This window comes from Thioalkalivibrio sp. ALE20, from assembly GCF_000381405.1.
GTDB lineage: Bacteria > Pseudomonadota > Gammaproteobacteria > Ectothiorhodospirales > Ectothiorhodospiraceae > Thioalkalivibrio.
On sequence record NZ_KB906477.1, the window covers coordinates 28,804 to 51,689 of the forward strand.

At 69.5% G+C, this 22,886-nt stretch carries 20 protein-coding genes; 7 read left to right on the forward strand and 13 right to left on the reverse strand.

The window, feature by feature from the left end; translation table 11 throughout:
• The first annotated feature begins 38 nt into the window (after positions 1-38).
• Positions 39-1,166 (forward strand): metal-dependent hydrolase, encoded by a 1,128-nt coding sequence (locus F790_RS0110385; protein ID WP_019591619.1) that lies wholly within the window; start codon positions 39-41, stop codon positions 1,164-1,166.
• A 58-nt stretch (positions 1,167-1,224) separates the two neighbouring features.
• Positions 1,225-1,623, forward strand: coding sequence for an Mth938-like domain-containing protein (locus F790_RS0110390; protein WP_019591620.1), 399 nt, complete (start codon positions 1,225-1,227; stop codon positions 1,621-1,623).
• Positions 1,624-1,659: 36 nt separating this feature from the next.
• Here the strand turns inward: F790_RS0110390 and rpoS are convergent, their stop codons facing one another.
• From rpoS to surE, 5 genes are read right to left on the reverse strand one after another with little or no spacing between them, the layout of a single operon-like run.
• Positions 1,660-2,715 (reverse strand): RNA polymerase sigma factor RpoS, encoded by a 1,056-nt coding sequence (rpoS, locus tag F790_RS0110395; protein WP_019022364.1) that lies wholly within the window; start codon positions 2,713-2,715, stop codon positions 1,660-1,662.
• A 28-nt stretch (positions 2,716-2,743) separates the two neighbouring features.
• Positions 2,744-3,523, reverse strand: a complete 780-nt coding sequence (locus tag F790_RS0110400; protein ID WP_019022363.1) for a peptidoglycan DD-metalloendopeptidase family protein — start codon at positions 3,521-3,523, stop codon at positions 2,744-2,746.
• Positions 3,524-3,525: 2 nt separating this feature from the next.
• A complete protein-coding gene (locus tag F790_RS0110405) occupies positions 3,526-4,113 on the reverse strand; it encodes a YqaA family protein (RefSeq protein WP_019022362.1) in 588 nt (195 codons plus the stop codon).
• A gap of 24 nt (positions 4,114-4,137) precedes the next feature.
• Positions 4,138-4,803: a protein-L-isoaspartate(D-aspartate) O-methyltransferase gene (locus tag F790_RS0110410; RefSeq protein WP_018870571.1), complete on the reverse strand. Its 666-nt coding sequence runs from the start codon at positions 4,801-4,803 to the stop codon at positions 4,138-4,140.
• Positions 4,797-5,579, reverse strand: a complete 783-nt coding sequence (gene surE / locus F790_RS0110415) for a 5'/3'-nucleotidase SurE (protein WP_018870570.1) — start codon at positions 5,577-5,579, stop codon at positions 4,797-4,799. The genes F790_RS0110410 and surE overlap by 7 nt, the downstream gene beginning before the upstream one ends.
• 103 nt (positions 5,580-5,682) lie before the next feature.
• Between surE and F790_RS0110420 the strand changes: the two genes are divergently transcribed.
• The 3 genes from F790_RS0110420 to F790_RS0110430 all read left to right on the forward strand — a co-directional run bounded on the left by F790_RS0110420 (position 5,683) and on the right by F790_RS0110430 (position 7,686).
• Positions 5,683-6,231, forward strand: coding sequence for a Smr/MutS family protein (locus tag F790_RS0110420; RefSeq protein WP_019022360.1), 549 nt, complete (start codon positions 5,683-5,685; stop codon positions 6,229-6,231).
• Positions 6,232-6,440: 209 nt separating this feature from the next.
• Positions 6,441-7,064 carry a DUF3365 domain-containing protein gene (locus F790_RS0110425; RefSeq protein ID WP_019591621.1) on the forward strand — a complete coding sequence of 208 codons (624 nt, stop codon included), beginning with the start codon at positions 6,441-6,443 and terminating at the stop codon, positions 7,062-7,064.
• Between the two features lie 190 nt (positions 7,065-7,254).
• Positions 7,255-7,686 (forward strand): PAS sensor domain-containing protein, encoded by a 432-nt coding sequence (locus F790_RS0110430; protein ID WP_019589553.1) that lies wholly within the window; start codon positions 7,255-7,257, stop codon positions 7,684-7,686.
• A gap of 30 nt (positions 7,687-7,716) precedes the next feature.
• Here the strand turns inward: F790_RS0110430 and truD are convergent, their stop codons facing one another.
• The 5 genes from truD to mrcB are packed head-to-tail and all read right to left on the reverse strand — an operon-like array spanning position 7,717 to position 14,328.
• Positions 7,717-8,745 carry a tRNA pseudouridine(13) synthase TruD gene (gene truD, locus F790_RS0110435; protein ID WP_019591622.1) on the reverse strand — a complete coding sequence of 343 codons (1,029 nt, stop codon included), beginning with the start codon at positions 8,743-8,745 and terminating at the stop codon, positions 7,717-7,719.
• Between the two features lie 20 nt (positions 8,746-8,765).
• On the reverse strand, positions 8,766-9,455 hold the full coding sequence (tsaB, locus tag F790_RS0110440) for a tRNA (adenosine(37)-N6)-threonylcarbamoyltransferase complex dimerization subunit type 1 TsaB (protein ID WP_019591623.1): 690 nt from the start codon (positions 9,453-9,455) through the stop codon (positions 8,766-8,768).
• On the reverse strand, positions 9,446-11,419 hold the full coding sequence (locus F790_RS0110445) for an ATP-dependent DNA helicase (RefSeq protein WP_019022356.1): 1,974 nt from the start codon (positions 11,417-11,419) through the stop codon (positions 9,446-9,448). Before F790_RS0110445 ends, tsaB begins: the two co-directional genes overlap by 10 nt.
• The gene (locus tag F790_RS0110450; RefSeq protein WP_019591624.1) at positions 11,412-11,960 is read right to left on the reverse strand and encodes a tetratricopeptide repeat protein; all 549 of its coding nucleotides are present in this window, start codon (positions 11,958-11,960) and stop codon (positions 11,412-11,414) included. Before F790_RS0110450 ends, F790_RS0110445 begins: the two co-directional genes overlap by 8 nt.
• Before the next feature lie 13 nt (positions 11,961-11,973).
• Positions 11,974-14,328, reverse strand: coding sequence for a penicillin-binding protein 1B (gene mrcB / locus F790_RS0110455; RefSeq protein WP_019591625.1), 2,355 nt, complete (start codon positions 14,326-14,328; stop codon positions 11,974-11,976).
• Positions 14,329-14,426: 98 nt separating this feature from the next.
• On the opposite strand from mrcB, the gene F790_RS0110460 reads away from it, so the two are divergent.
• Positions 14,427-15,986 carry a bifunctional aminoglycoside phosphotransferase/ATP-binding protein gene (locus F790_RS0110460; protein ID WP_019591626.1) on the forward strand — a complete coding sequence of 520 codons (1,560 nt, stop codon included), beginning with the start codon at positions 14,427-14,429 and terminating at the stop codon, positions 15,984-15,986.
• A 70-nt stretch (positions 15,987-16,056) separates the two neighbouring features.
• Positions 16,057-16,587, forward strand: a complete 531-nt coding sequence (locus F790_RS0110465) for a hypothetical protein (RefSeq protein WP_018870560.1) — start codon at positions 16,057-16,059, stop codon at positions 16,585-16,587.
• A gap of 10 nt (positions 16,588-16,597) precedes the next feature.
• On the opposite strand, the gene F790_RS0110470 is transcribed toward F790_RS0110465, so the two are convergent.
• The 3 genes from F790_RS0110470 to F790_RS0110480 are packed head-to-tail and all read right to left on the reverse strand — an operon-like array spanning position 16,598 to position 22,768.
• Positions 16,598-20,518, reverse strand: a complete 3,921-nt coding sequence (locus F790_RS0110470) for an EAL domain-containing protein (RefSeq protein ID WP_019591627.1) — start codon at positions 20,516-20,518, stop codon at positions 16,598-16,600.
• On the reverse strand, positions 20,499-20,981 hold the full coding sequence (locus F790_RS0110475; RefSeq protein ID WP_019591628.1) for a response regulator: 483 nt from the start codon (positions 20,979-20,981) through the stop codon (positions 20,499-20,501). The genes F790_RS0110470 and F790_RS0110475 overlap by 20 nt, the downstream gene beginning before the upstream one ends.
• An 8-nt stretch (positions 20,982-20,989) precedes the next feature.
• On the reverse strand, positions 20,990-22,768 hold the full coding sequence (locus F790_RS0110480; protein ID WP_019591629.1) for an ATP-binding protein: 1,779 nt from the start codon (positions 22,766-22,768) through the stop codon (positions 20,990-20,992).
• Positions 22,769-22,886 lie beyond the last annotated feature (118 nt).

A 22,886-nucleotide genomic window follows, 5' to 3' on the forward strand; every position in this document is an offset into this window, starting at 1 on the left:
ACCACCCGCCCACGCATCGCAGGGAAACGCAGACCCCCATGGATCCCGTCACCCACGCCAGTCTCGGTGCCGCCGTCGGCGGCCTCGTCCTCGGTTCACGGCTGGGCCGCAAGGCCCTGGTACTCGGCGCGCTGGTCGCCCTGATTCCGGATCTCGACATCCTCATAGCTTACGGTGATGCGGTCTCCGATTTCACCCTGCACCGCGGGTTCAGCCATTCGATCCCGGTGCTGTTGCTGTTCTCGCTGGCGGCCGCCGGGCTGGCCTCGCGGATCCCGGCGACCCGCGACATCGGCTTTGCCCGCTGGTGGTGGTTCTTTGCGCTGGTCCTGGTCACCCATGTCCTCAACGATGCCCTGACCACCTACGGCACCCAGATCCTCTGGCCGCTGCCAGTCGACCCGGTGGGGACGGCCTCGATCTTCGTGATCGACCCGCTGTACACCCTGCCGCTGCTGATCGGGGTGATCGTCGCGGCCTTCTGGCGCTTCGCGCCGCGGGCGCTGGTGGCCGGGCTGGTGCTTTCCACCGCCTACGCCGGCAGCGGCCTGGCCCTGCAGGCTTGGCTGGACCGCCACATCCAGCCCGCGCTGGCCCAGGCCGGGCTGGAGGACCAGCCCCGGCTGGTCCAGCCCACCCCGTTCAACATGCTCGTGTGGCGGGTCACGGTGCTCGACGGCAACCACTTCCACGAAGCCTGGGTCGGGATCTTCGACCAGCCGATCCGTCCCGATTTCGAGACCTTCCGCCGCGACCCGCACGGACTCGAAGAAGCCGCCATGGAACTCGAAGACGGCTGGCGCCTGCGCGAGTTCAGCGGCCCGTTCCTGCGCTTTCACGCGCAGTACGACGAGGACCGTCCGCCGCGCCTGGTCGCCACGGACATCCGCCTGGGCGGTCCCGGCTACTTCCCCTTCGGCTTCGCCATCGCCGAACGCGAAAACGGTGAATGGCAACCGATCAGCAGCGAACGGGTGCGCGAGGAAGGGCCGCTGGACGACGCCCTGCACGCGCTGGCGCGGCGCGCCTTCCAGCCCGATCGCATCGGCTGCATGGGCGATCTGGCCGGGCCGGAGTACTTCGTGACCAATCCTCCACCGCGCTGCCGCATGCGCATGGGTCTCCCCGGCGCCCACCCCGGCGATCCCATCCGGCCGCGCCGCTGATCCCTGCAGCGGCTGCGAGCTCTTGAGCCCGGCGCCGTCGCGGGGTAGCGTCTGCGTCATGCTGTTTTCCGAACTCACCTCCGACGGCGTCACCTATCGCATCACCGGGCATGCCCCCGGGGCGATCGGGATCAACGATGTCGGCTATCACGCCAGTCTGATCGTGCGGCCGCGCTCGCTGCATGCGGACTGGCCAGTGCGCGCGGCCGGCGAACTGGACCTGGCGGCACTGGGCCCGGTCCTGGAAGAACCCCCGGAGGTCCTGCTGATCGGCACCGGCGAGGTCAGCCGCTTTCCGCCGCGCGAGCTGCGCCGCGAACTGCAGCGGCGCGAGCTGGGGGTGGAGATCATGGACACCGCGGCGGCCTGCCGCACCTACAACCTGATCATGGCCGAAGGGCGCGACGTGGCCGCAGCATTGATCGTGGAACCGGCAGAAGCCTCCGCCGGCGATTGAGTCGATGCCCAACCGCGCTCGGGAGCCCGGCGGCACTCAGGACCCGGGAAGCACCTCGTCACCCTTCATCCCGCGCGATTCCAGCAGCCTCCGCAGTCGCTTGAGCGCATCCATCTGGATCTGGCGCACGCGTTCGCGCGTGACCCCGATCTCCGCGCCGACCTTCTCCAGCGTGGAGCGCTCGAAGCCGTGCAGACCGAAACGGCGCACCAGTACCTCGCGCTGCTTCTCGTCGAGCTGACCCAGCCATTCCTCCACCAGATCCTGGATGTCCTGATCCTCGAGGATGGACGAGGGTTCCACCGCATTCACGTCGGCGAGGATGTCGGTCAATGAGCGATCACCATCCGGCCCCGGCGGCAGGTCCATGGAGGTCGAGGGTTCGGACATCGCCCGCAGTTTCTGGATCTCGGCCACCGGCTTTTCCAGGCGCGCGGCCAGTTCCTCTTCACTGGGGTCGCGCCCCAGCTCCTGGGTCAGTTCGCGCGCCACCCGCGTATGGGTACGCAGTTCCTTGGACACATGCACCGGGATGCGGATGGTGCGCCCCTGGTTCATCAGGGCGCGTTCGATGGTCTGACGGATCCACCAGGTGGCATAGGTGGAAAAGCGGAAACCGCGCTCGGGATCGAATTTCTCCACCGCATGCATCAGCCCGAGGTTTCCCTCCTCGATCAGGTCCAGCAGCGGCAGACCGCGATTGAGATAGCGCCGGGCGATCTTCACCACCAGACGCAGGTTGCATTCGATCATGCGCCGCCGGCCGGCCTCGTCTCCCTGGCGTGCCAGACGCGCGTAATGCCGTTCCTCGTCCGGCGTCAGCAGGGGGCGGAACTCGATGTCGCGCAGGTAGAGCTGGATGGCGTCCAGCTCCGCGGGGCGCGCATCGCGCAGGGTGCGCGGACGCACCGGAACCTCCTCCTCGGGCGTTCCCGCCTCGACCGGGTCGGGGGCTTCTTCTTCCAGAGGGGCTACGTCGTCCTCGACCCGCTCTTCTTCCGCCGGTTCATGCAATGCCGGCTCCTCCAGAGGAGATTCCGGATCCTCGCCTTCACGGCCGTCGAGATCGGCCGGGTGCCGGGGGTCGCTCATGCGTGATTCTGCCAGTCAATTGCTCGGTTCAACGATCCGGAAGGTAGCCCGCCGGGTCAACCGGCGAGCCGTCCACGCGGATCTCGAAATGCAACATCGGCCGGTCCGTCCCCGATGCACCCAGGCGCGCGATCGGATCGCCGCCTTCCACCGTGTCGCCTTCTTCGACCAGCAGCTCGTCGTTGTGTCCGTAGGCCGACAGCAAACGCTCGTCGTGACGCACGATGATCAGACGACCATACCCCACCAGACCGCCACCTGCATAGACGACCTCGCCGCTGCGCGCCGCCCGCACCGGATCCCCCCGCTCGCCACCGATACCCAGCCCTCGTCGGGTGCTGGAGCTGTCGGAGAAGGCACGCACCACGTCACCATCGGCCGGCCACACCCATTCGCCGTCACCGCTCGGGGCCGGCCGCGGCTCGGGTTCCGGCTCGGGTTCCGGGGCGGACGCAGGCTCGTCACCGGTGCCGGAAGGGCGCCCCCGCTCGCTCGATGAAGCCCCGGATCCGCTCGCCGTTTCGCGCGATGGCACCGGGGGCGGCGACGAACGCGCCGGACCGGTCAGGCGCAGGCGCTGGCCGGGATGAATGACATAGGGCGCACCGATCGCGTTGCGTCGTGCCACCGCCCGCCACTCCAGCCCGTAGCGGCTGGCAATGCTGTACAAGGTTTCACCGCGCGACACGGTATGCGTATCGGGAACCCGGGAATCGCCCGGCGTGCGCAGCGCACATCCGCTCACGGCCGCCACCAGCAGGGCCGCCAGCAACACGAAAATCAGGCCGCGCAGCACCCTCTCGTGCATGCTCACTCCAGGGCCAGATACACCGCGATGGCCACCACGAGCACGCCGATCCCGGCCCAGCCGATGCGTTCCATGTAGGGGCGCAGATGGCGCTCGGCGCGCGGCCCCGCCCAGGCCATGAACAGGGCCACCAGAAAGAAACGCGCACCGCGCCCCAGCAGCGAGGCGAGCACGAACGGCAGCCACGCCATGGCCAGGGCCCCGGCGGTGATGGTGAAGAGCTTGTAGGGAAGCGGCGAGAACCCCGCCACCAGCACCACCCACACCCCCCAGGTGGCGAACCAGTCCTCGGCCTGCGCGAGCTCCGCGGCGTAGCCGATGTCCCGCAGCCACGGGCCCAGCGACTCGAACGCCAGCCAGCCGGCGAGGTAACCCAGCACCCCGCCGATCACCGAGGCAACCGTGGTCAGGGCGGCCAGATACCAGGCCCGCGCCGGCGACGCGGCCGCCATGGGCGCAAGCATGACATCCGGCGGCGGGAACGGCAGCACGAACGATTCCACCAGGGAGAGACCGGCCAGGTAGCGGGGTGCATAACGGTGACGGGACCACCCCATCACCCGATCATAAACCGGCTCGAACAGTTTCATCGCGGCGCGATTCCGGACACGTCGCTACTGCTCCGCGCCCGGGAGCATGGGCACGAACATCACCCCGTCGAGGACATCGCGGACGAACGCATCCTCGGTTCGCGTATAGCGGACCAGATGCTGACGACCGTCCGCGCTCTCCACCGGGGCCACCAGACGCCCGCCGGGAGCCAGCTGGGTGAGCAGAGTCTCGGGCACCTCACGCGGAGCCGCGGTGAGAATGATCCCGTCAAACGGTGCGCGCTCGGGCCAGCCCTCCGCCCCGTCGCCGTGGCGCAGGTTCACGTTGTTGATGCCCAGCCGGCTGAGCAGCTCGCGCGCGCTGCGGGTCAGCGCCTGAATCCGCTCGATCGAGTACACCCGGTCGACGATCTGCGCCAGCACCGCCGCCTGATAACCGGAACCCGTGCCGATCTCGAGCACGGTGCTCACCGGCCCGCCCTCCAGCAGGGCCTCGGTCATGCGGGCGACGATGAACGGCTGGGAGATGGTCTGGCGGTGCCCGATGGGCAGCGCGATGTTCTCGTAGGCGCGGTGGCTCAGCGCGTCCTCCACGAACAGGTGCCGGGGCACGCTGCGGATGGCCTCCAGCACCCGCGGATCGCGGATCCCCTGCTGCTCGAGGATCCGGACCAGGCGGTCGCGCGCCCGCCCCGAGGTCAGCCCGGCACCCGAGGCGTCGCTCACCATGGTGTACCTCCCTGGTGGTGATCCCCCGGCGCGGCACCCTCCAGCCAGCGCCCGACGGTGTCGATCGCGTCGTAACGAGTGAGGTCCACCTGGATCGGCGTGATCGAGACGTAGCCCTCGCGCACGGCATGAAAATCGGTCCCGGGACCGGCATCCTGCTCCGGCCCTGCGGGACCCACCCAGTAGATCTCCCGCCCGCGCGGATCCTGGTCGGCGACCATGGGTTCGGCGCGATGGCGGTTCCCCAGGCGGGTGGTCTGCACGCCCTGGATCGACTCGAACGGAATATCCGGGACGTTCACGTTGAGGATGGTCGCCGCCGGCAGCGGGACCTGCCGCAGCCGATCCAGCAGATCCAGCACCACGCGCGCCGCGGTGTCGTAATGCCGCAGGTCGGTCCCCACCAGCGACACCGCGATCGATGGCAGGCCAAGGAAGCGACCCTCCATGGCTGCGGCCACGGTCCCGGAGTACAGCACGTCGTCGCCCATGTTGGCCCCGGCATTGATGCCGGAGATCACCAGATCCGGCTCCTCCTCCAGCAACCCCGTCAGCGCCAGATGCACGCAGTCGGTGGGTGTACCATCGACCTGCACACCGGCGTCGCCCACCGATCGGGCGTGCAGCGGCCGCACCAGCGTCAGGCTGTTGCTGGCGCCGCTGCGGTCGCGGTCCGGTGCCACTACCCGGACCTCGGCCACCGTTCGCAGGTGGCCGGCCAGGCACTGGATGCCGGGGGCATGGATTCCATCGTCGTTACTGACCAGAATGCGCATTCGGGAGCCGGAGGCTTTGAAAGGGTCTTCAATATACTGGAAACGGCTTCGGGACATGCAGTTTCCTGCCTGTGCCGGAGCCTCGGAAAGCGAGTATCCTGCCATGAATTCCGGGGACGGTCCCAGCGATTTCGACGAGTTTCTGCGTGCGGTGGGCCCGGTACGCCGGATTCACAGCGACCGCGCGGAGAAGGACACGCCGCGCCCGCCCGCCCGCGCGGCCCAGCGCGACCGCGACGAGGAACAGGCCCGGCGCGACTGGATGAGCGACCCGCTGGAATTCGGCGACCTCCAGCCCGGCGACGAGCTGCGTTTCAGCCGCGCGGGCATCAGCCAGCGGGTGTTCCGCAAGCTGCGCGGCGGCCATTACCGGATTCAGGACGAACTGGACCTGCACGGCCTGTTCGCCGACGAGGCACGCCAGGCGGTGGCCGGTTTCATCGACGAGGCGCGCGCGGATGACCGCCTGTGCGTGCGCATCATCCACGGCAAGGGCCAGCGCTCGAGCCCGCGGGGCCCGGTCCTCAAGGGGCTGACCGACCACTGGCTGCGCCAGCGCGACGACGTGCTCGCGTTCTGTTCGGCACGTCCGGCGGACGGTGGCACCGGCGCCGTATACGTCCTGCTCAAGAAACGCCGGGATTCGTCCTGAGTGACACCGGTATCGCCCGCGAACATTAGCACTGAACGGCGTGTTGATTTAGATCAAGTCCAGAGTTACCTTGACCGTTATCAGCGGATTGCCGCAGCCGCATGCCGCCCGGGTTGCAATCCCGCACCGGCTGCGAGACCATCCTGTACAAGCCTTGTACAATGAATGCATCCAAAGGCAACGGAAACTGCGACGAAGAGGTCCTGCTCATGAATCACTGGAAACTTGCCCCCATCGCCCTCGGCATCGCGGCCCTCGCCGCAGGCTGCTCCAACAACGAGGCGACCACGACCGCCGAAGAACCGGCAGCCACCGAGGTCAGCGAAGAGGAAATCGAACAGCGCGCCATGGAGAGCCGTGAGGCCATCCAGCAATTCGCCAGCACCCTGCAGGGCGAACTGATGAGCGCGATGGAAACCGGCGGCCCCACCGAGGCCATCCAGGTCTGCAACGAGGTGGCCCCGGAGATCGCCGCGGACATCTCCGCCGACACCGGCTGGGACGTCGGGCGCACCAGCCTCAAGCTGCGCAACCCCGACAACGCCCCGGACGAGTGGGAGCGCGCGGTGCTGGAAAGCTTTGACGCCGAAGTCGCTGCCGGCACCCCGGCCGACGAAGTCGCCCCGACGCACGAAGTGATCCAGACCGAGGATGGCGCGCGGTTCCGGTTCATGGCAGCGATCCCGACCGGCGGCCAGTGCCTGGCCTGCCACGGCGAGGACATCGATTCCGACATCAAGCACGCGCTGGAACGTCTCTATCCGGAAGACGAGGCCACCGGCTACCAGGCCGGGCAGGTGCGCGGGGCATTCACCATCACCCAGGAGATGTAACGCTCTCCGGGAATGGCGATACGAGAAGGGCCGCATCAGTGATGATGCGGCCCTTTCTTTTTGCGCTCTACTCCAACAGCCCCCCGGCAGGACGATTGAACAAACCGAATTCCGGCAGGGACAAAGGGACAGACAAGCGGCTTTATGACAATCTGTAAAGTTGACGGATGGAACCTATCGAACCGAAGACATGACGCGAACCATTGATGCCGAGCTGCTCGCCCTCGCGGTCGACGCCTCCAACGACGGGGTGGTGATTGCCGAACGCGAAGGCAACGACAATATCCTGATCTACGTGAATCGCGCGTTCGAGGAGCTCACCGGGTATCGTTCCGAGGAGATCCTCTACCGCGATTGCCGTTTTCTGCAGAACGACGACAGCGACCAGGATGCCGTGCGCGAAATCCGCGCCGCGCTGGACGAGGATCGCCCCTGCCGCGTGACCCTGCGCAACTATCGCAAGGACGGCTCGCTGTTCTGGAACGAGCTGTCGCTGACGCCCATCTTCAACGACGAAGACCGGCTGACCTACTACATCGGGATCCAGAAGGACATCACCGCGCGCGTCGAGGCCGAAGAACGCGCCGAACGTGCGGAGCGTCAGCTGGCCCGCTCCGGCTGACCCCCCAGCAACCCCGGAGTGATCCGGGGGTCAGTCCCCGGCCGACGTGCGCATCAGGGCCTCCGCCACACTCGTGGCATATTCCCCCGGGCCCAGTTCCAGCTTCAGACGCAGCACCCGCGACGTCTCCCATTCCCACTCCATGGATCGCGGCACCAGACGCAACGCCCGGCGCGCGGCCTTCAGACCCTCGGCCTCCAGGCCACGGGCCAGCACCTCGTGCTGCGCGGCAACCGCATCTTCCAGCTCGCGCACCTCGCCCCCGGTGCCCGGATCCCCGCGCCCCCACAGCGGCCCGGTGGGATGCACGTCGAGCCGCGCGGCGCGCGCCTCCAGCTCCGCATCCACCGTATCCGCGGTGAACACACTGCCGCTGCCGTCGAGGTTGACCCGCTCGCCCGGCAGGATGCGGTCCCAGTCGCCACGGCGCACGCGCTCGGCCAGTACCGCGTTGAACAGCTCCGCCCGCGCTGCGGACAGCAGCAGGCTGCGCTGATTACGCCCGCGCGGACGCCGACCGCCGCCCAGCCAGGCGTACGCCCGCTCGCGGTTGGCATGCCCGAAGCGCTGTTCGCCGAAATACGCCGGCACGCCGCCGGCGCGGATCCGTTCCAGCACCTGCTCGGCGATGTCGCCATCGCCCTCCAGCTCGCGCAGGCGCAGGGTGAAGCGATTACCCGCCAGGTGCCCGGTGCGCAGCTTGCGCGCATGCCGGTCGTGGCGGCAGATGCGCAGCCAGGCGTCCGCGGCGATCGCCTCGCCGGGTTCCGGCACCGTCCATGACCCCGGATCGACTTCCGGCGCGCAGGCCACGCTGAACCACTGCCGGGTCACGGCATGACGATCCTTGCGCCCGGCGTAGCTGACCGCGCCGCGGCCCACACCCGCGGACCGCGCGATCCACACGGCCACGTCCTCGGTGTTCAGACCGCGCTTTTCGATCTCCAGCCACAGGTGTTCGCCCGTGCCGTCCGGCAGGGTGGCCGGAAGCTCCTCCACCCGGAAATCCTCCGCACTCGCCTTCAGCCGGCCCTGTAGCGGGGGCTCCCAGGGCCACACCGGGGCATTCCCGGGCGCGCTCACGGGGTCGCCGCCGGACGTGCCACGTCGTCACGCAGATAGACCGGCTGCGCATCCGCCGGATCCACCCCCTCGCCGCGTTCCCGCGCGTCCACCGCCAGCAGGGCCAGGTCAAAGGCGTCCGGCAGGGCATCGGGGTCCACGCGCTCCGCAGGCAGTCCGCATTGACCAGCGAGTTCGGGGAAGGCACGAAAGCCGGTCCCCAGCCCCAGACGTTCGCCCGCCGGCCACTGCGGCACCACCGCCTCCGGCGGCGCCACGGCCTCCGGCGCCGGCAGGACCCGCTCCCCCGCCACCGGGCACAGGCTCCAGTAGACCTCGCCCATGCGCGCGTCCAGCGCGGCCAGCACCGCCGCCGGGGCCGGCTCCGGCGCCAGCCGCAGGCCCTGCTGGGCCAGCACCTGCAGCGAGGATACCGGGACCACCGAGCAATCCAGCGCGAACGCCAGTCCCTGCGCCACGCCCAGCCCCAGCCGCACCCCGGTGAAGGCCCCCGGACCGCGTCCCACCGCCACCGCATCCAGCGAATGGCGGTCGATCCCGGCCTCCGCCAGCAGGGTCTCGACCTGCCCCAGGATCAGGTCACCGTGACGCTGCGGTGCCCGCTCCGACAGCGAGTACAGTTCGCCGTCCACCCACAGGGCGGCGGAACAGCGTTCGGTGGCGGTGTCGATGGCGATCAGGCGCATGCGTGGCGCTCCCGGGCCTGTTGCAGAAAGTCCAGCGCCGCCCGCGGGCGGGTCGCCTCGTGGAATGGCGGCAGGCTGTTGAGAAAGCGCTTGCCGTAGGGCTTGCCGTCGATGCGCGGATCGCACAGCGCGAGGATGCCGGTGTCCGAGCCGTCGCGGATCAGGCGCCCGGCGCCCTGCTTCAGCGCCAGCACCGCCTGCGGCAGACTGAACTCCATGAACGGGTGCCGACCCTCGGCTTCCAGCGCTGCGGCGCGGGCCTGCAGCACGGGATCGTTGGGCGCGGCGAACGGCAGGCGGTCGATCACCACCACCGACAGCCCGGTCCCGCGGATGTCGACGCCTTCCCAGAAACTGTGCGCGCCCAGCAGCCAGGGCCGTTCGGCGGCGCGGAAACGCTCCAGCAGCTCGCCACGCGACTGCTCCCCCTGCACCAGCAGTTCGCGGTCCTCCGGCAGATGCTCGCGCAGCAGGGTCGCGGCCTCCTGCAGTGCGCGATGGCTGGTGAACAGGAAAAATCCGCCGCCCGGTCCGTCCTTCAACAGCGGCCAGGCCCAGCGCAGGCAGGCGCGGGTGTAATCCGGCGCGTTGGGGTCCGGCAGCGGCGGATCCGGGCGCAGCAGACAGGCCTGACGCGCGAAGTCGAACGGGCTGTCCAGACGCGCGGTGGCGACGTCTCCGGGCAGTCCCAGGCGGCGCGCCGCGTGGGTGAAGTCCTCGCCCACCGCCAGGGTCGCCGAGGTAAAGATCCAGGCCGCCGGGCGCGCCGCGCGCCGCTGCGCCAAAGGGCGTGCGGCATCCAGCGGGGTGCGGTGCAGGGTCAGGCTCTGGCGGAAACGCTCCAGCCAGGCGACGGTGTCTTCGGTATCCTCGCGCCACGCCGACAGCCGCTCGCGCAGCAGCTCGCAGCGCGCACGCAGCTGTTCCAGTCCGGGCGCCCGCGGCGCCGCGACCTGGAGGGCGTCGTGCAGCCAGCGCAGCGCGTCATCCAGGGCGTCCAGCTTCGGGCCCAGCGCGCCCTCGGGGTCGGCATCCTCCAGACTGGCGCGCCCTTCGTGCCCCTCGGTCACCTCGAGCAGACCGCCGGCCGCGGCCTCCACCTCGGCCACGCGCTGGCGCATGTCGGTCATCTCCGGGGCATGCTGCTCCTGCTCGCGGCGCGTGTCGCGCGCCAGTTCGCGCAGGGCCCGGGTGCTGAGGGCCACGCCGAAGAACGCCCCGGCGATCTCCGGCAGCTGATGCGCCTCGTCGACGATTACCGCATCGACCTCGGGCAGCAGCTCGGCGAAGCCCTCTTCCTTCAGTGCCATGTCCGCCAGCAGCAGGTGATGATTGACCACGATGACATCCGCCTCCTGCGCCCGGCGCCGCGCACGCACCACGAAGCAGTCATCCAGATGCGGGCATTCGTTGCCCAGGCAGTTGTCCACCGTCGAGGTCACCTGCGGCCACAGCGGCGAGTCCTCGGCCAGCAGACCGGACTGGCTGAGATCCCCGCTGTCGTCGGTACGCGCCATGGCCTGCAGCTCCTGCAGGGTATGCAGGCGCTCGGCCCGCGCGCCGGCGCCGGTGGCCCCGGACGCCTCGGCCTCGGCGACCTCCAGCCGGTAGTGGCACAGGTAGTTCGAGCGCCCCTTGAGCAGCGCGGTCTTCGGCTGATAGCCCAGCGCGCCGCAGACCACCGGGAGGTCCCGATGGTAGAGCTGGTCCTGCAGGGTCTTGGTGCCGGTGGAGATCAGCGCCCGCTTGCGCCGCTGCAGGACCGGGACCAGATAGGCATAGGTCTTGCCGACCCCGGTGGCGGCCTCCACCAGCAGGGCCGATGGCGCGGTGGCCACGCCTTCCTCCACCGCCGCGGCCATCGCCTGCTGGGGTTCGCGCGGCCGGAACCCGGGGACCGCCTCGGCAATGTCACCGCCCGGGCTCAGGGCCCGCACGGCCGGCGACTCCGCGGATTCAGACACGTTCGCCTCCGAGCGCGCGCAGGGCCTCGCGCGCCTCGCGCGCGCCCTGCGTATCGCCCCGGCCCTCGCGCGCCTGCAGGATCACGGTCCAGTTCTCCCGCTGCAGGGCGCGGTCGCCAGCGGCCATGCCCAGCGAACGCTGCGCCAGCCGCTCGGCCTGATCAAAGTCACGCTGTTCCAGCCGCACCGCGGCCAGGCGCTGCCACAGCCGGGCATCCCGCGGCGCGATGCGCAGGGCCCGCTCCAGCAACTGGCCGGCGCGTGCCAGATCGGCATCCGCGCGCGCCTGCTCGGCGCGCTGCGCCAGCCCCGATGCGGCGCTGTCCACCCCGGCCGCCAGCTCCGGATCCTCGGCCGCCCCGGGCTCGACCTCCAGGACCCCGGGTTCGGGCACATCGGTCGCGGGTTCCTCCGGCGCGGGACGCGGCTGCGGGGTCGCGCAGCCGGCCAGGATCGCGAACACGGCACAACCGCCCAGCAGCCGCAGCGCGCGCGGGGTGCGGTGCACGGAAAGTTCGCCTTGTCGCAGTTTCATCATCATCGGATATACCCGCTCAATCCTGGTTGCGGAACATGCGGCCGAACCAGCCGCCGGCGGCGCCGTCCGCCTCGCCTTCGCACTCGGCCACCGCCTCGGGGGCCGAATTCTGCCAGAACGGCAGGCGCCTGACGCGTTCGCAGGCGTGATCCCCGTCCACGATCCGTGCCCCGGACTCCAGGTCGATCTCGTGATATTCGATGGAAGGATGCCGACCGTGCTCGATCGATCCACCCGGCAGCTCCCCCATGATGCCGGCCCAAACCGGCGCCGCCCCGGAACCACCGGTCAGGCCGGTCGCCCGATTGTCGTCCATGCCCAGCCAGACCACGCCCACGTGGCGATCGTCGTACCCGGCGAACCAGGCATCACGAAAATCGTTGGTGGTCCCGGTCTTGCCCGCCAGGCGGCGCTGCGGCAGGCGCTGACCAATCACGCGACCGGTGCCGTCCACCGTCACGTCATGCAGGGCCGCGCCGAGCAGACGCACGGCGCCGTCCGGCACCGCGCCGCGCAGTTCCAGCCCGTAGTGCGACAGGACCTCGTCGTCGGCATCCAGGACGTCACGGATCGCGCGCGTGCCGGTGGCATAACCGCCGCTGGCCAGCCCCTGATAAAGCCCCGCCACCTGCAGCGGGGACAGCTCCAGTGCGCCCAGCGCCAGCGAGGGGTTGGGAGCCGGGGTAGCCTGCAGCCCGAAGGTCTGCAGGATCTCCACCAGCTGGGAGACTCCCATACGATCGGCCAGGCGCACCGTGGGCACGTTGTAGGACTGGACCAGCGCCTCCCAGGCCGTGACCTCGCCCCGATGTTCACGGTCGAAATTGCGCGGGGTCCAGGGCTCCCCGTGCGCCAGCTGCAGGGTCACAGGCCGGTCCTCCAGCAAGCTCGCCAGGGTGTAGCGCCGGGGGTTGGTCAGCGCTGCCAGATAGACGAACGGCTTGACCAGCGAACCGATCTGGCGGCGCGCCTCCACCGCCCGGTTGAACCCCGGATACGCCGGGTTACGGTCCCCGACCAGTGCCAGCACCTCGCCGGAGCGCGCATCGGTCACCACCGCGGCGGCCTGCAGATCCTCCGCATGTTCGCCGGCCCGCAGGGCCACCGCCGCCACCTCTTCGCGCACGCGCTCCTCCACCGCCAGCTGAATCACCGGGTCCAGCGAGGTAAAGATCCGCAGCCCGTCGGAGCGCAGGTCCTCGTCGGCGTATTCGGCGCGCAGCTCGCGGCGCACCAGATCGAGGAATGCGGGGAAGCGACTGCCGCCGGGCATCGCCGGCGAGACATCCAGTGGCATGCCACGGGCCGTCGCCACGGTGTCCGCGTCCGCCAGGCCCGTCTCGTGCATCGCGTTCAGCACGCGGTCGCGCCGCGCCCGGGCCCGCTCCGGATGGCGGCGCGGGTCGTAGTAGCTGGCCCCGCGCGCCAGCCCCACCAGCAGGGCGAGCTGGTCCAGGCGCAGCTCGTTCAGCGGGCGCTGGTAATAGAACCGGGCCGCCTGCCCGAAACCATGGATGGCACGTTCGCCGGCCTGCCCGAGAAACACTTCGTTGACATAGGCCTCGAGGATGGCTTCCTTGGAGTAGCGATGCTCCAGGATCAGGGCCATCACCGCCTCGTTCAGCTTGCGCGACAGGGTCTGTTCGCGGGTGAGGTAGAAGTTCTTGACCAGCTGCTGGGTCAGCGTGCTGCCTCCCTGAACCGTGCGGCCGGCGCGCAGGTTGGCCCAGGCCGCCCGGGCGATGCCGGCCGGGTCCACCCCGCGATGCGACATGAAACGCCGGTCCTCGATCGCGATCAGGGCACCGATCAGTGCCGGCGGGACCTCGTCGAGATCCACCACCACGCGGTCTTCACCGTGCGTCGGGTAGATGCTGCCGATCAGCAGCGGCTCCACCCGCATCAGGTCGACCGCCTCGCCCGTGTCGCGATCGGTGATCGAGCGCACATGGCCACGATCCATCTGCACCCGCACGGAACGCGCCGGCTCGGGCCCGTCGCCAAAGGTGAACGGGCGCGTAGTCAGGGCCACGGTGCCGTCGTTGACGGCGTATTCCCCGGCCCGGGCGCCCTGGCCGCTGCGCTGGTAATTCAGCGCCTCCAGCTCCGTCACCAGGCGCTCGCGGTCCAGGCGCCGACCGGGATACAGCTCCAGCGGTCGCGCATACACCCGCGCCGGCAGGGCCCAGCGCTGACCTTCGAACTGCGCGCGAATCTCGCGATCCAGGTTCTGCACATACAGCACGCCCACGCCGGCACCGGCCAGCAGAAGACCGAGCAGGGTCCAGGTGCCGGCACGCAGCACGCGGCGCAGCCAGCCGCCGGCGGGGCGGCGCTTGCGCGAAGATCGGGAGCGGGAGGAACGCGGCATGGCTCTCGCGGTCTGCAACAGGGACGGGTGAACACGGGCATCTCGCCCGCAACTCGCATAATGATAACCTGACCCGGGGCAACATTGATGGAGGCCGCATGACCGCGCTGGACGAGCAGCACCGCATTCTCACCCGGCTGATCGAGAGCGGGGCGTTCCCCGATGGCGGTCCGGCCGAACGGATCCGGCGCATCGAAACGCACATCTCCACGGTGATCCTGGCCGGGGACTGGGCGTGGAAATTCAAGAAACCGCTGGACCTGGGCTTCCTCGACTTTTCCACCCTGCAGGCGCGCCGCCATTTCTGCGAGACGGAGCTCGAGATCAACCGCCGGCTGGCGCCGGAGATCTACCACGAGGTCGTCAGCATCAACGGCGATCCCGAACACCCGGTGATCAACGGCCCCGGCGAAGTACTGGAATACGCGGTACGCATGCGCCGCTTCGACCGCGAACGCCAGCTCGATCGGCTGCTGGAGCGCGGCGCCCTGCCGCCCGAGGCGATGGACGAGCTGGGCCGCTACATCGCCCGCTTCCACGAGAGCGTCGAACGCACCGGCCCGGATTCCGCCCACGGCACCCCCGAGGCCGAGGCCGCGCCGATGCGCGAAAACTTTCCCGGCCTGTTCGAATCCGCCCGGCAACCCAGCGAACGCGAGCGGCTGCAGCGCCTGCAGACCTGGACCGAGAAGGAACTGGACCGCCTGCGCCCGCTGATGCAGGCGCGCCACGACGGCGGCTACGTACGTCACTGCCACGGCGATCTGCATCTGGGCAACATGGTCTACATCAAAGCCGGGGACGATGCCGGCGGCGAGCGCCCGGTGGCTTTCGATGCGATCGAGTTCGACCCGGAGCTGCGCTGGATCGATGTCATCTCCGAAATCGCCTTCACCACCATGGACCTGCTGGCCCGCGAGCACCCGGCGCATGCCTGGCGGCTGCTGAACGCCTGGCTGGAAGAACGCGAGGATTTCGACGGCCTGGCCCTGCTGCCGCTGTACCAGGTCTATCGGGCGCTGGTGCGGGCCAAGGTCCAGGGCATCCATGCCGCCGAGCCCAGCCTGCCCTCGGACGAGAAGGCCGCCCACCAGGCCGAGATGGGGCGCTACCTCGCGCTGGCCGAACGCCTGACCGAACCGCGGCGGCCCCGCCTGGTCCTGATGCACGGCGTGTCCGGGTCGGGCAAGACCGTGATCAGCACCCGCGTCCTCCAGGCCCTGGGCGCGGTGCGCCTGCGCAGCGACGTCGAACGCAAGCGCATGGCCGATACCGTTTCCTACAGCGAAGAGGCCCGCACGCGGATCTACGACCACCTGCTGGAACGCGCCGGGGAACTGCTGGAGCTGGGGCATACCGTCATCGTCGACGCGACCTTTCTCGAACGCGGCCAGCGCGAGCCGTTCCGCGATCTTGCCGCGCGCATGGAGGCCGGCTTCGCGGTCGTCGCCTGCCACGCCGACGAGAACCTGCTGCGCGAACGCCTGGAGGCCCGCGCCGCGCAGGGCCGGGATGCATCGGACGCCGACGTGGAGGTCATGCAGCAGCAGCGCCCGCGCCAGGAATGGCCCGGCGCCGACGAGCATGCCGTGGAAGCAGCCCCCGCACAGCCCCTGGATGTCGAACTTCTGGCGCAGCGGCTGGAACGACCGGCGTGACCGCGGTCAGGTCATTTGACGTACAATGGCGGGACCATCGGTCATCCGCGAGCCACACAGGAGTCACCCCATGTCCGGATTCCGCAACAAGACCCGCCAGGCCGCCCGCCGTATCACCGCCGGATTGCCCGCGCTGGCCCTGACGGCTGCGCTGGCCTTCCCCCTGCCCGCGCTGGCCTATGAGGTCGTCGAGGAGAGCGATGAGCGCGTGATCTACAGCGTCGAAGGGGACTTCGACCACTACTTCGAGATGGTCGAGTTCGCCATCGAAACGGAGGGGCTGGTGATCAACAACGTCGGCCACATCGCCGACATGCTGGACCGCACCGCGGGTCAGGAATCCGGCGAGGGCATCTACCTGAACGGCCGTTCGGTGGACTTCTGCTCGGCCACCTATTCGCGGGCGACCATGGAGGCCGACCCGCACAACATCACGTTCTGCCCCTATGTCATCGCCATCTACGAGCTGGCCGCGGAGCCGGGCACGATCTACATGAGCTATCAGCGCGTGCCGCAGATCGGCGACGAGGCCTCGCAGGAGTCCCTCGGCGACGTCAACGAACTGGTGGACCGGATCGTTACCGAAGCCCTGATGTTCTGAGACGGTCGGATCAGCCCGGCCGGACGGAGGCCAGTGCCGCCACCCGGCCGGGCGCCTGCAGCCAGGCCTCGGCCCGGTCCGCGGGCAGCCCCGGGCTGTACAGGAACCCCTGGCCGATATCGCAGCCGTGGGCATTCAGCCACGCTGCCTGGGCCGCCGTCTCGACGCCCTCGGCGATCACCTCCAGATGCAGATTGCGCGCCATCGCGATGATGGTCGCGGCAATCCAGCGCCCCCGGCCCTCGCGGTCCACCTGATCGACGAAACTCCGGTCAATCTTGAGCACGTCCAGCGGGAAGTCCTGCAGGGCCGCCAGTGACGAATAACCGGTGCCGAAATCATCGATCGCCAGACGCACACCCAGCGATTTCAATGCATTGAGCCGGGACACGGCCTGATCGCCCTGGCTCATGATGGCGGTTTCGGTTACCTCCAGTTCCAGCTGTTCCGCCGGGAACCCCGTCTCCGCCAGGATCTCGCCGACCCGGCGCACGAGCCGGGCACTGCGCAACTGCACCGGCGACAGATTGACCGCGACCACCAGGTCGTTGCGTACCTCGCGCAGCAGGCGCACGCCATGCCGGCAGGCCTCGCGCAGCACCTGTTCGCCCAGCGGGAGGATCAGGCCGGTTGCCTCGGCGACCGGAATGAACCGGTCCGGCGTAATGCTCTCGCCCTGCGGGGTCTCCCAGCGCGCCAGACACTCCACGCCCGCGGGTACGCCATCGCTCAGGCGCACCTGCGGCTGGAAATGCACGTGCAGCTCGCCGGTTCCGCCCGCGAGGGCCTCGCGCAGGCGACCTTCCAGTTCCAGCCGTTCGCTGGCCGCCCGGGTCAGCTCCGCCTCGTAGAAACTCCAGACCTCGCGCCCGTTTTCCTTGGAATGGAACATGGCCGCGTCGGCATGCTGGATCAGCGTGGTCGCGGTGTCGCCGTCCTCGGGGAAGCGGGCGATGCCGATCGAGGCATTGAGATGCACGCTGTGCCCGCTGTCCAGCAGCACCGGGGTATCCAGCGCGGCCTGCAGCTCGCGCGCCACCTCCCCCAGCGATTCGTGGTCGGCGGCCCGCTGACTGACCACCATGAATTCGTCGCCACCCAGCCGGCCGAGGATGTCCGGCGGGCGCACCGTGTCGCCCAGGCGCCGGGCGACCTCGACCAGGGCCTCGTCGCCGGCCGGATGGCCCAGGCTGTCGTTCACGTCCTTGAACCGGTCCAGGTCGAGGCTCAGCACGCCCAGCGGGTGATCCTCCGCGCGCGCCTCGTCCACCGCACGCGAAAGCAGCGCATGCAGCCGCGTCCGGTTGGGCAGGTCGGTCAGCGGGTCATGCTCGGCCAGATAGTTGAGCTCGCTCTCCGAGCGCTTGATTTCGGTCATGTCGGTGATGGTGCCGGCGTAATGGATCGGCTGCCCGCTCTCGTCCACCACCACCGACAGGCTCAGCCATTCGGGGTACACGGTGCCGTCGCGACGGCGATTCCACAGCTCGCCGGCCCAGTAACCGGTGCGCTCCAGCTCCTGCCACATGGCACGACAGAACTCGGCATCGTGATACCCCGACTGCAGGATGCGCGGATTCTTCCCCAGCACTTCGGATTCCGCGTATCCGGTGATCTCGGTGAACGCCGGATTGACCGCGATGATGCGCGACGACAGGTCGGTGATGACCACGCCGTCGCGGGTACTGCGGAACACCGCCTCCAGCCGGCGCAGGCCGACCACGGTCTCGCGCCGCGCCAGCGCGGCCCCCAGGCTGCTGGCAAAGATGCGCGCCACGCTCACGTCGGTCGCACTCCAGTTGCGTGCCCGCACCAGCCCATCCACCGCGACGAACCCGCGATATTCGCCCTCCAGGAACACCGGCGCCAGCAGCAGGGACTGCAGCCCCTGCTGCTCCAGCAGTGCCTGTTCCTCCGCGGGGAACTCCGCCCGGGTGCCGGCGACCGCCTCGCCGGCCCGCAGGCGTTCGGTCCAGCGCGCATGCAGGCTGTCGGGCGTCAGGTTGCGCAGGGCGGGCGGCCTGACCGGAACGGCCGAATCGCCGCGCAACCAGTAGTAACGGTGCGTCTCGCGGTTCTCCCGGCCCGGTTCCTCGGCGGCCATGACCACCACCCAGGCGCGATCCCCGGCCAGGGTCTCGCCCAGCCGGCCCAGCAGTGCATTCATGACCCGGTCCGGGGTCTCCGCCTGCAGCAGTGCCAGGGTCATGCGGGCCGAGCTCTCCAGCGCCTGCTCGCGCTGGTCCAGGGCCTGCGCCGCGTGCAGCTTCTGCACCGCCAGACCGGCCAGTTGCGTGAACTCGTCGATCAGACCCTGTTCCTCGTCGCGCGGCTCGCGCGCCTCGTTCAGGTAGGTGGCCAGCGTGCCCAGCACGTGCCCGTCGTCATCAAAGAACGGGAACGACCAGCAGGCCTGCAGCCCCGCGGCCTCCATGGGCGCCTCCAGGCCCTCCCAGTACGGATGGCCCGTCACCTGCGGTACCACCACCGTTTCGCCGCGGAAGGCCGCCGTGCCGCAGGAGCCCATGCGGTCACTGGCCGGCACCGGGCTGTACAGCCACGGCAGCGAACCCGGCAGGGACGGCGCCGCCACGCATTCGAGCATCCCGGTCTCGCGGTCCCGCAGCATGATGGACGCCGACAGCTCCGGCAGCAGTGACTCCAGCTCCTGGATCACGTCCGACAGGAACCCCGGATCACGTGTCCCGGTGGCCAGCCGGTCGAGCACCCGTGCACGCACGGCCGCCAGTCGCTGGTCGCGCACGCGCCGGGTCACGTCCACCAGGTTGCCGGAAAACCCGGTGGGCTGCCCGGCGGCATCCTGCTCGCAGCGCCCCTCCAGCTCCATCCAGTACAGCCCGCCCCAGCGGGTCACGATCCCGATCGCGGCTTCGTCCGGGAGCGTCGACACGGCCGCCTCGCCGCGCAGCACGTCCGCCAGCGCCTCGCGCTCCCCCGCCTCGACGAAGTCCGTCAGCGGATGCCCCAGGGCTTCTTCGACCAAACGTCCGGTCATGCGGGTCCAGGCGGGGTTGAGGAACGTGAGCCGTCCCTGCGCATCGGTCTGAAAGATGATGTCGCCGGCGCTGTCGATGACCTGGCGATAGCGACGTTCGCTCTCCGCCAGGGCGGCCTGTTCGCGCCGCAGCCGTCCGCGCGCCACCACCTGATCGACCAGTACCGGCAGTCCCTTGAGGTAGCCCCCGCTCTTGAGCACATAGTCGTCGACCCCGAGGCGCAGGGCCTGCGCGGCCAGTTCCTCGGTCCCCTGCCCGGTCACCAGGATCACGGGGATGTCCAGCCCCCGCTCGCTGCGGATGCGGCGCGCCAGCTCCAGGCCATCCATCCCCGGCAGGCGATAATCCAGCAACAGGATGTCGGGGTACACCGCGTCCGCCGCGGCCCCGCCGTCCAGACGCGCCAGGACCTCGTCGGCCGAATCGACCACTTCCAGTTGCAGATGCGGCGCCGCGCGGGCGAATTCCCGCCGGGTCAGGCTGACATCGAAGCCGTTGTGCTCGGCGTAGAGCACGTGCACCGTTTCCAGCTCCTCCGGCCGCCGGTGGCGACGCCCGAGGGCGTCCCGCACACGCGCCGGCAGGTGCTCCAGGTAGGTGTCGTTCTTCGGCAGATAGTCGTCGGCCCCGACGCGGAAGGTAGTCACCACGGTTTCCTGTTCGCCGTGGCCGGTCATCACGATGATCGCCTCCTCGCGCCCGGCCTCGCGCAGACGCGGGATCAGGTCCATGCCGTTGCCGTCCGGCAGCCGCAGGTCGAGCAGCACGCAATCGAAACGTGCCTCCTCCAGCGCCGCCCAGGCTTCGACCATCGACCCCGCCGTGCGGATCTCGACCTCCGCCCCGTCACGGCTCAGCGCCCGACGCTGCAGATCGGCATCCACCGGATTGTCTTCAACGAGCAGAATCTTCATCTCGCGGGGACCTCCCTGAGGTAAACACCGACGCCGGGGGCTGGTTCAACACGCACCAGTAGAGTTCGATCTGTTCGGCCACATCCATGAACCGGTCGAAGTCCACCGGCTTCACGATATAGGAATTCGCGCCGCACTCATAAGCAGTACGGATGTCGGCGTCATCCGCCGACGAGGTCAGCATCACCACCGGGATGTGCCCGCACTCCGGATGCGCGCGCAGTGCCCGCAGCACCTCCAGACCGCTGATCCGTGGCAGCCGGATGTCCAGCAGGACCACCGCAGGCACCGGTTCCTCGCCCCGCGCCCAGCGTTCCAGCCCCGCCAGGGCCTCCTCCCCGTCGCGCGCCACCGTCAACGGATTGGCCAGGCGGCGGCGACGGAAGGCATGGCGCAGCAGATCCAGATCCACCGGGCTGTCCTCGACCACGCAGATGGGCGGTGGCGAGCCCGGGTCACTCATTGGGGCACTCATTGCGGCAGCTCCACACGAAAGGTCGCGCCCTCGCCGGGGCGGCCCTCGGCCTCGATCCGGGCGTCCAGCCGGCGGGCCGCGCGACGCACCAGGGCCAGGCCCACGCCGGTGCCGGGGTAGTCCTCGGCGCGATTGAGACGCTGGAAGATCTCGAACATGCGCTCCCGGAACGCCTCGTCGAAGCCGATCCCGTTGTCCTCCACCTCCAGACGCACCACCGACGTCCGCCGCTGAGCGGCGACCCGGACCCGGGGTTCGTCGCGACCGGCACTGAACTTGAAAGCGTTCTCCAGCAGGTTGCGCAGGATCAATCCCAGACCGTCGGGATCGGTCTCGACCTCCAGTTCTTCCGGCACGTCGATCGCGGTCGTCGCCGCCGCCGGGTATTCCGGCTCCAGGGCGCGCAGAGTCTCCGCCACCAGGTCACGCAGCCGGATCCAGCGCTGTTCCAGCGGTCGCCGCTCCATGCGCGAGTACGTCAGCAGGTCGCCGATCAGTTCGTTCATCTGCGCCACGCCCTGGCGGATATTGCGCAGGAATTCGCGACCCTCGTCATCCAGGCGCCCGGCATGCTCCGCCTCCAGCAGCTGGCTGTAGCCCTCGATCCCGCGCAGCGGCGCCTTGAGATCATGGGAAACCGCGTAGGAAAAGGATTCGAGCTCCTGGTTGGCGATCTGAAGTTCCGCGGTGCGTCGCTCGACCCGGTGCTCCAGATCGGCATTGAGCGCACGCAGTTCCAGCTCGGCCTGGTGCAGTTCGGTGATGTCCAGCGCCGTACCCTGCACCCGCCACGCGCCACCGGGGCTTTCACCCGGAAACGACGACGCGCGCTGAATGCCGAACCGCAGCCAGGTTTCCGGCCCGCGCCCCGGGTGTCGGCGTACGTGCAGGTACTGGCTTTGCGGCGGGGTACCGGCGGCCATGCCCCGCAAGGTGGCAGCCAGGCGTGGCCCGTCGGCGGACTCGGTGTCGAGGTCGCGCTCCAGCAGCGTGGCCACGTCCGGTTCGGGACCGTCGGGCGGGCGCCCCAGCAACCGGAAAAGCTGGTCCGACCACCAGAACCCGTTCACCGGATCGTATTCCCAGCTGCCCAGGCCCGCGTCGCGTTCGGCCCGTTCCAGCCGTTCCATCTGCTGCTGACGCTCCAGCTCCAGCCGCCGGCGTTCGGTGACGTCCAGCAGCACCCCGTGGATGCGCGTCACCCGGCCGTCCGTATCCCGGCTGAGCCAGGTCCGGTCCTCCACCCAGACCGTACCCAGCTCGGGCAGCACCAGGCGGTAGAGCTGGGTGTAACGATCCGGCCCATGTTCGAGGTGCATTTGCACCTCCTCGACGATGGACGGCAGATCGTCAGGGTGAATCAGGCTGGCGTAATCCGGGTCGCCCGCCAGCAGGGCCTCGCGATCCAGCCCCCAGTCCGCGGCATTGGACGAGACATAGGTGACCGGCCAGCCGTCACGCGCCTCCCATTCGATCGCCAGCACCGGCGAGTGATCGATGATGCGCGCGGCCCGCCCCGCCTCCGCGGCCGCCCCGTCGCGGGCGGCCAGCGCGCGATGGATCAACACGAACAGCAGCCCGGCGGTCACCACCACGTAGGCCCAGCCCTTACCGGTCTGCAGCCGGGACAGCAGTTCCACGTCGTCCACCAGCGCCAGCAGCGCCCGGTCGGAAAACCCGATCCACATCAGGCCGAGCACCAGATAGATCAGGGTGATACCCAGAGCCGTGATTGCGGCACCGCGGCGGATCCCGGGACTCGCGTCGCGTGTCATGCCCCCCCTCCTCTTTGCGCGGTGCTTCCTTCCCCCAAGAATCCGCCGGACGGGCACACGACGCAAGACCCGGCCGCCCCGTGGCGCGGAATGTTATTCTTTGACGTTTGCGACCAAG

Coding starts and splice junctions, on each gene's coding strand:
- F790_RS0110385 (WP_019591619.1), top strand. CDS start 39: ATGGATCCCGTCACCCACGCCAGTCTCGGTGCCGCCGTCGGCGGCCTC.
- F790_RS0110390 (WP_019591620.1), top strand. CDS start 1,225: ATGCTGTTTTCCGAACTCACCTCCGACGGCGTCACCTATCGCATCACC.
- rpoS (WP_019022364.1), bottom strand. CDS start 2,715: ATGAGCGACCCCCGGCACCCGGCCGATCTCGACGGCCGTGAAGGCGAG.
- F790_RS0110400 (WP_019022363.1), bottom strand. CDS start 3,523: ATGCACGAGAGGGTGCTGCGCGGCCTGATTTTCGTGTTGCTGGCGGCC.
- F790_RS0110405 (WP_019022362.1), bottom strand. CDS start 4,113: ATGAAACTGTTCGAGCCGGTTTATGATCGGGTGATGGGGTGGTCCCGT.
- F790_RS0110410 (WP_018870571.1), bottom strand. CDS start 4,803: ATGGTGAGCGACGCCTCGGGTGCCGGGCTGACCTCGGGGCGGGCGCGC.
- surE (WP_018870570.1), bottom strand. CDS start 5,579: ATGCGCATTCTGGTCAGTAACGACGATGGAATCCATGCCCCCGGCATC.
- F790_RS0110420 (WP_019022360.1), top strand. CDS start 5,683: ATGAATTCCGGGGACGGTCCCAGCGATTTCGACGAGTTTCTGCGTGCG.
- F790_RS0110425 (WP_019591621.1), top strand. CDS start 6,441: ATGAATCACTGGAAACTTGCCCCCATCGCCCTCGGCATCGCGGCCCTC.
- F790_RS0110430 (WP_019589553.1), top strand. CDS start 7,255: ATGACGCGAACCATTGATGCCGAGCTGCTCGCCCTCGCGGTCGACGCC.
- tsaB (WP_019591623.1), bottom strand. CDS start 9,455: ATGCGCCTGATCGCCATCGACACCGCCACCGAACGCTGTTCCGCCGCC.
- F790_RS0110450 (WP_019591624.1), bottom strand. CDS start 11,960: ATGATGATGAAACTGCGACAAGGCGAACTTTCCGTGCACCGCACCCCG.
- mrcB (WP_019591625.1), bottom strand. CDS start 14,328: ATGCCGCGTTCCTCCCGCTCCCGATCTTCGCGCAAGCGCCGCCCCGCC.
- F790_RS0110460 (WP_019591626.1), top strand. CDS start 14,427: ATGACCGCGCTGGACGAGCAGCACCGCATTCTCACCCGGCTGATCGAG.
- F790_RS0110465 (WP_018870560.1), top strand. CDS start 16,057: ATGTCCGGATTCCGCAACAAGACCCGCCAGGCCGCCCGCCGTATCACC.
- F790_RS0110470 (WP_019591627.1), bottom strand. CDS start 20,518: ATGAAGATTCTGCTCGTTGAAGACAATCCGGTGGATGCCGATCTGCAG.
- F790_RS0110475 (WP_019591628.1), bottom strand. CDS start 20,981: ATGAGTGACCCGGGCTCGCCACCGCCCATCTGCGTGGTCGAGGACAGC.
- F790_RS0110480 (WP_019591629.1), bottom strand. CDS start 22,768: ATGACACGCGACGCGAGTCCCGGGATCCGCCGCGGTGCCGCAATCACG.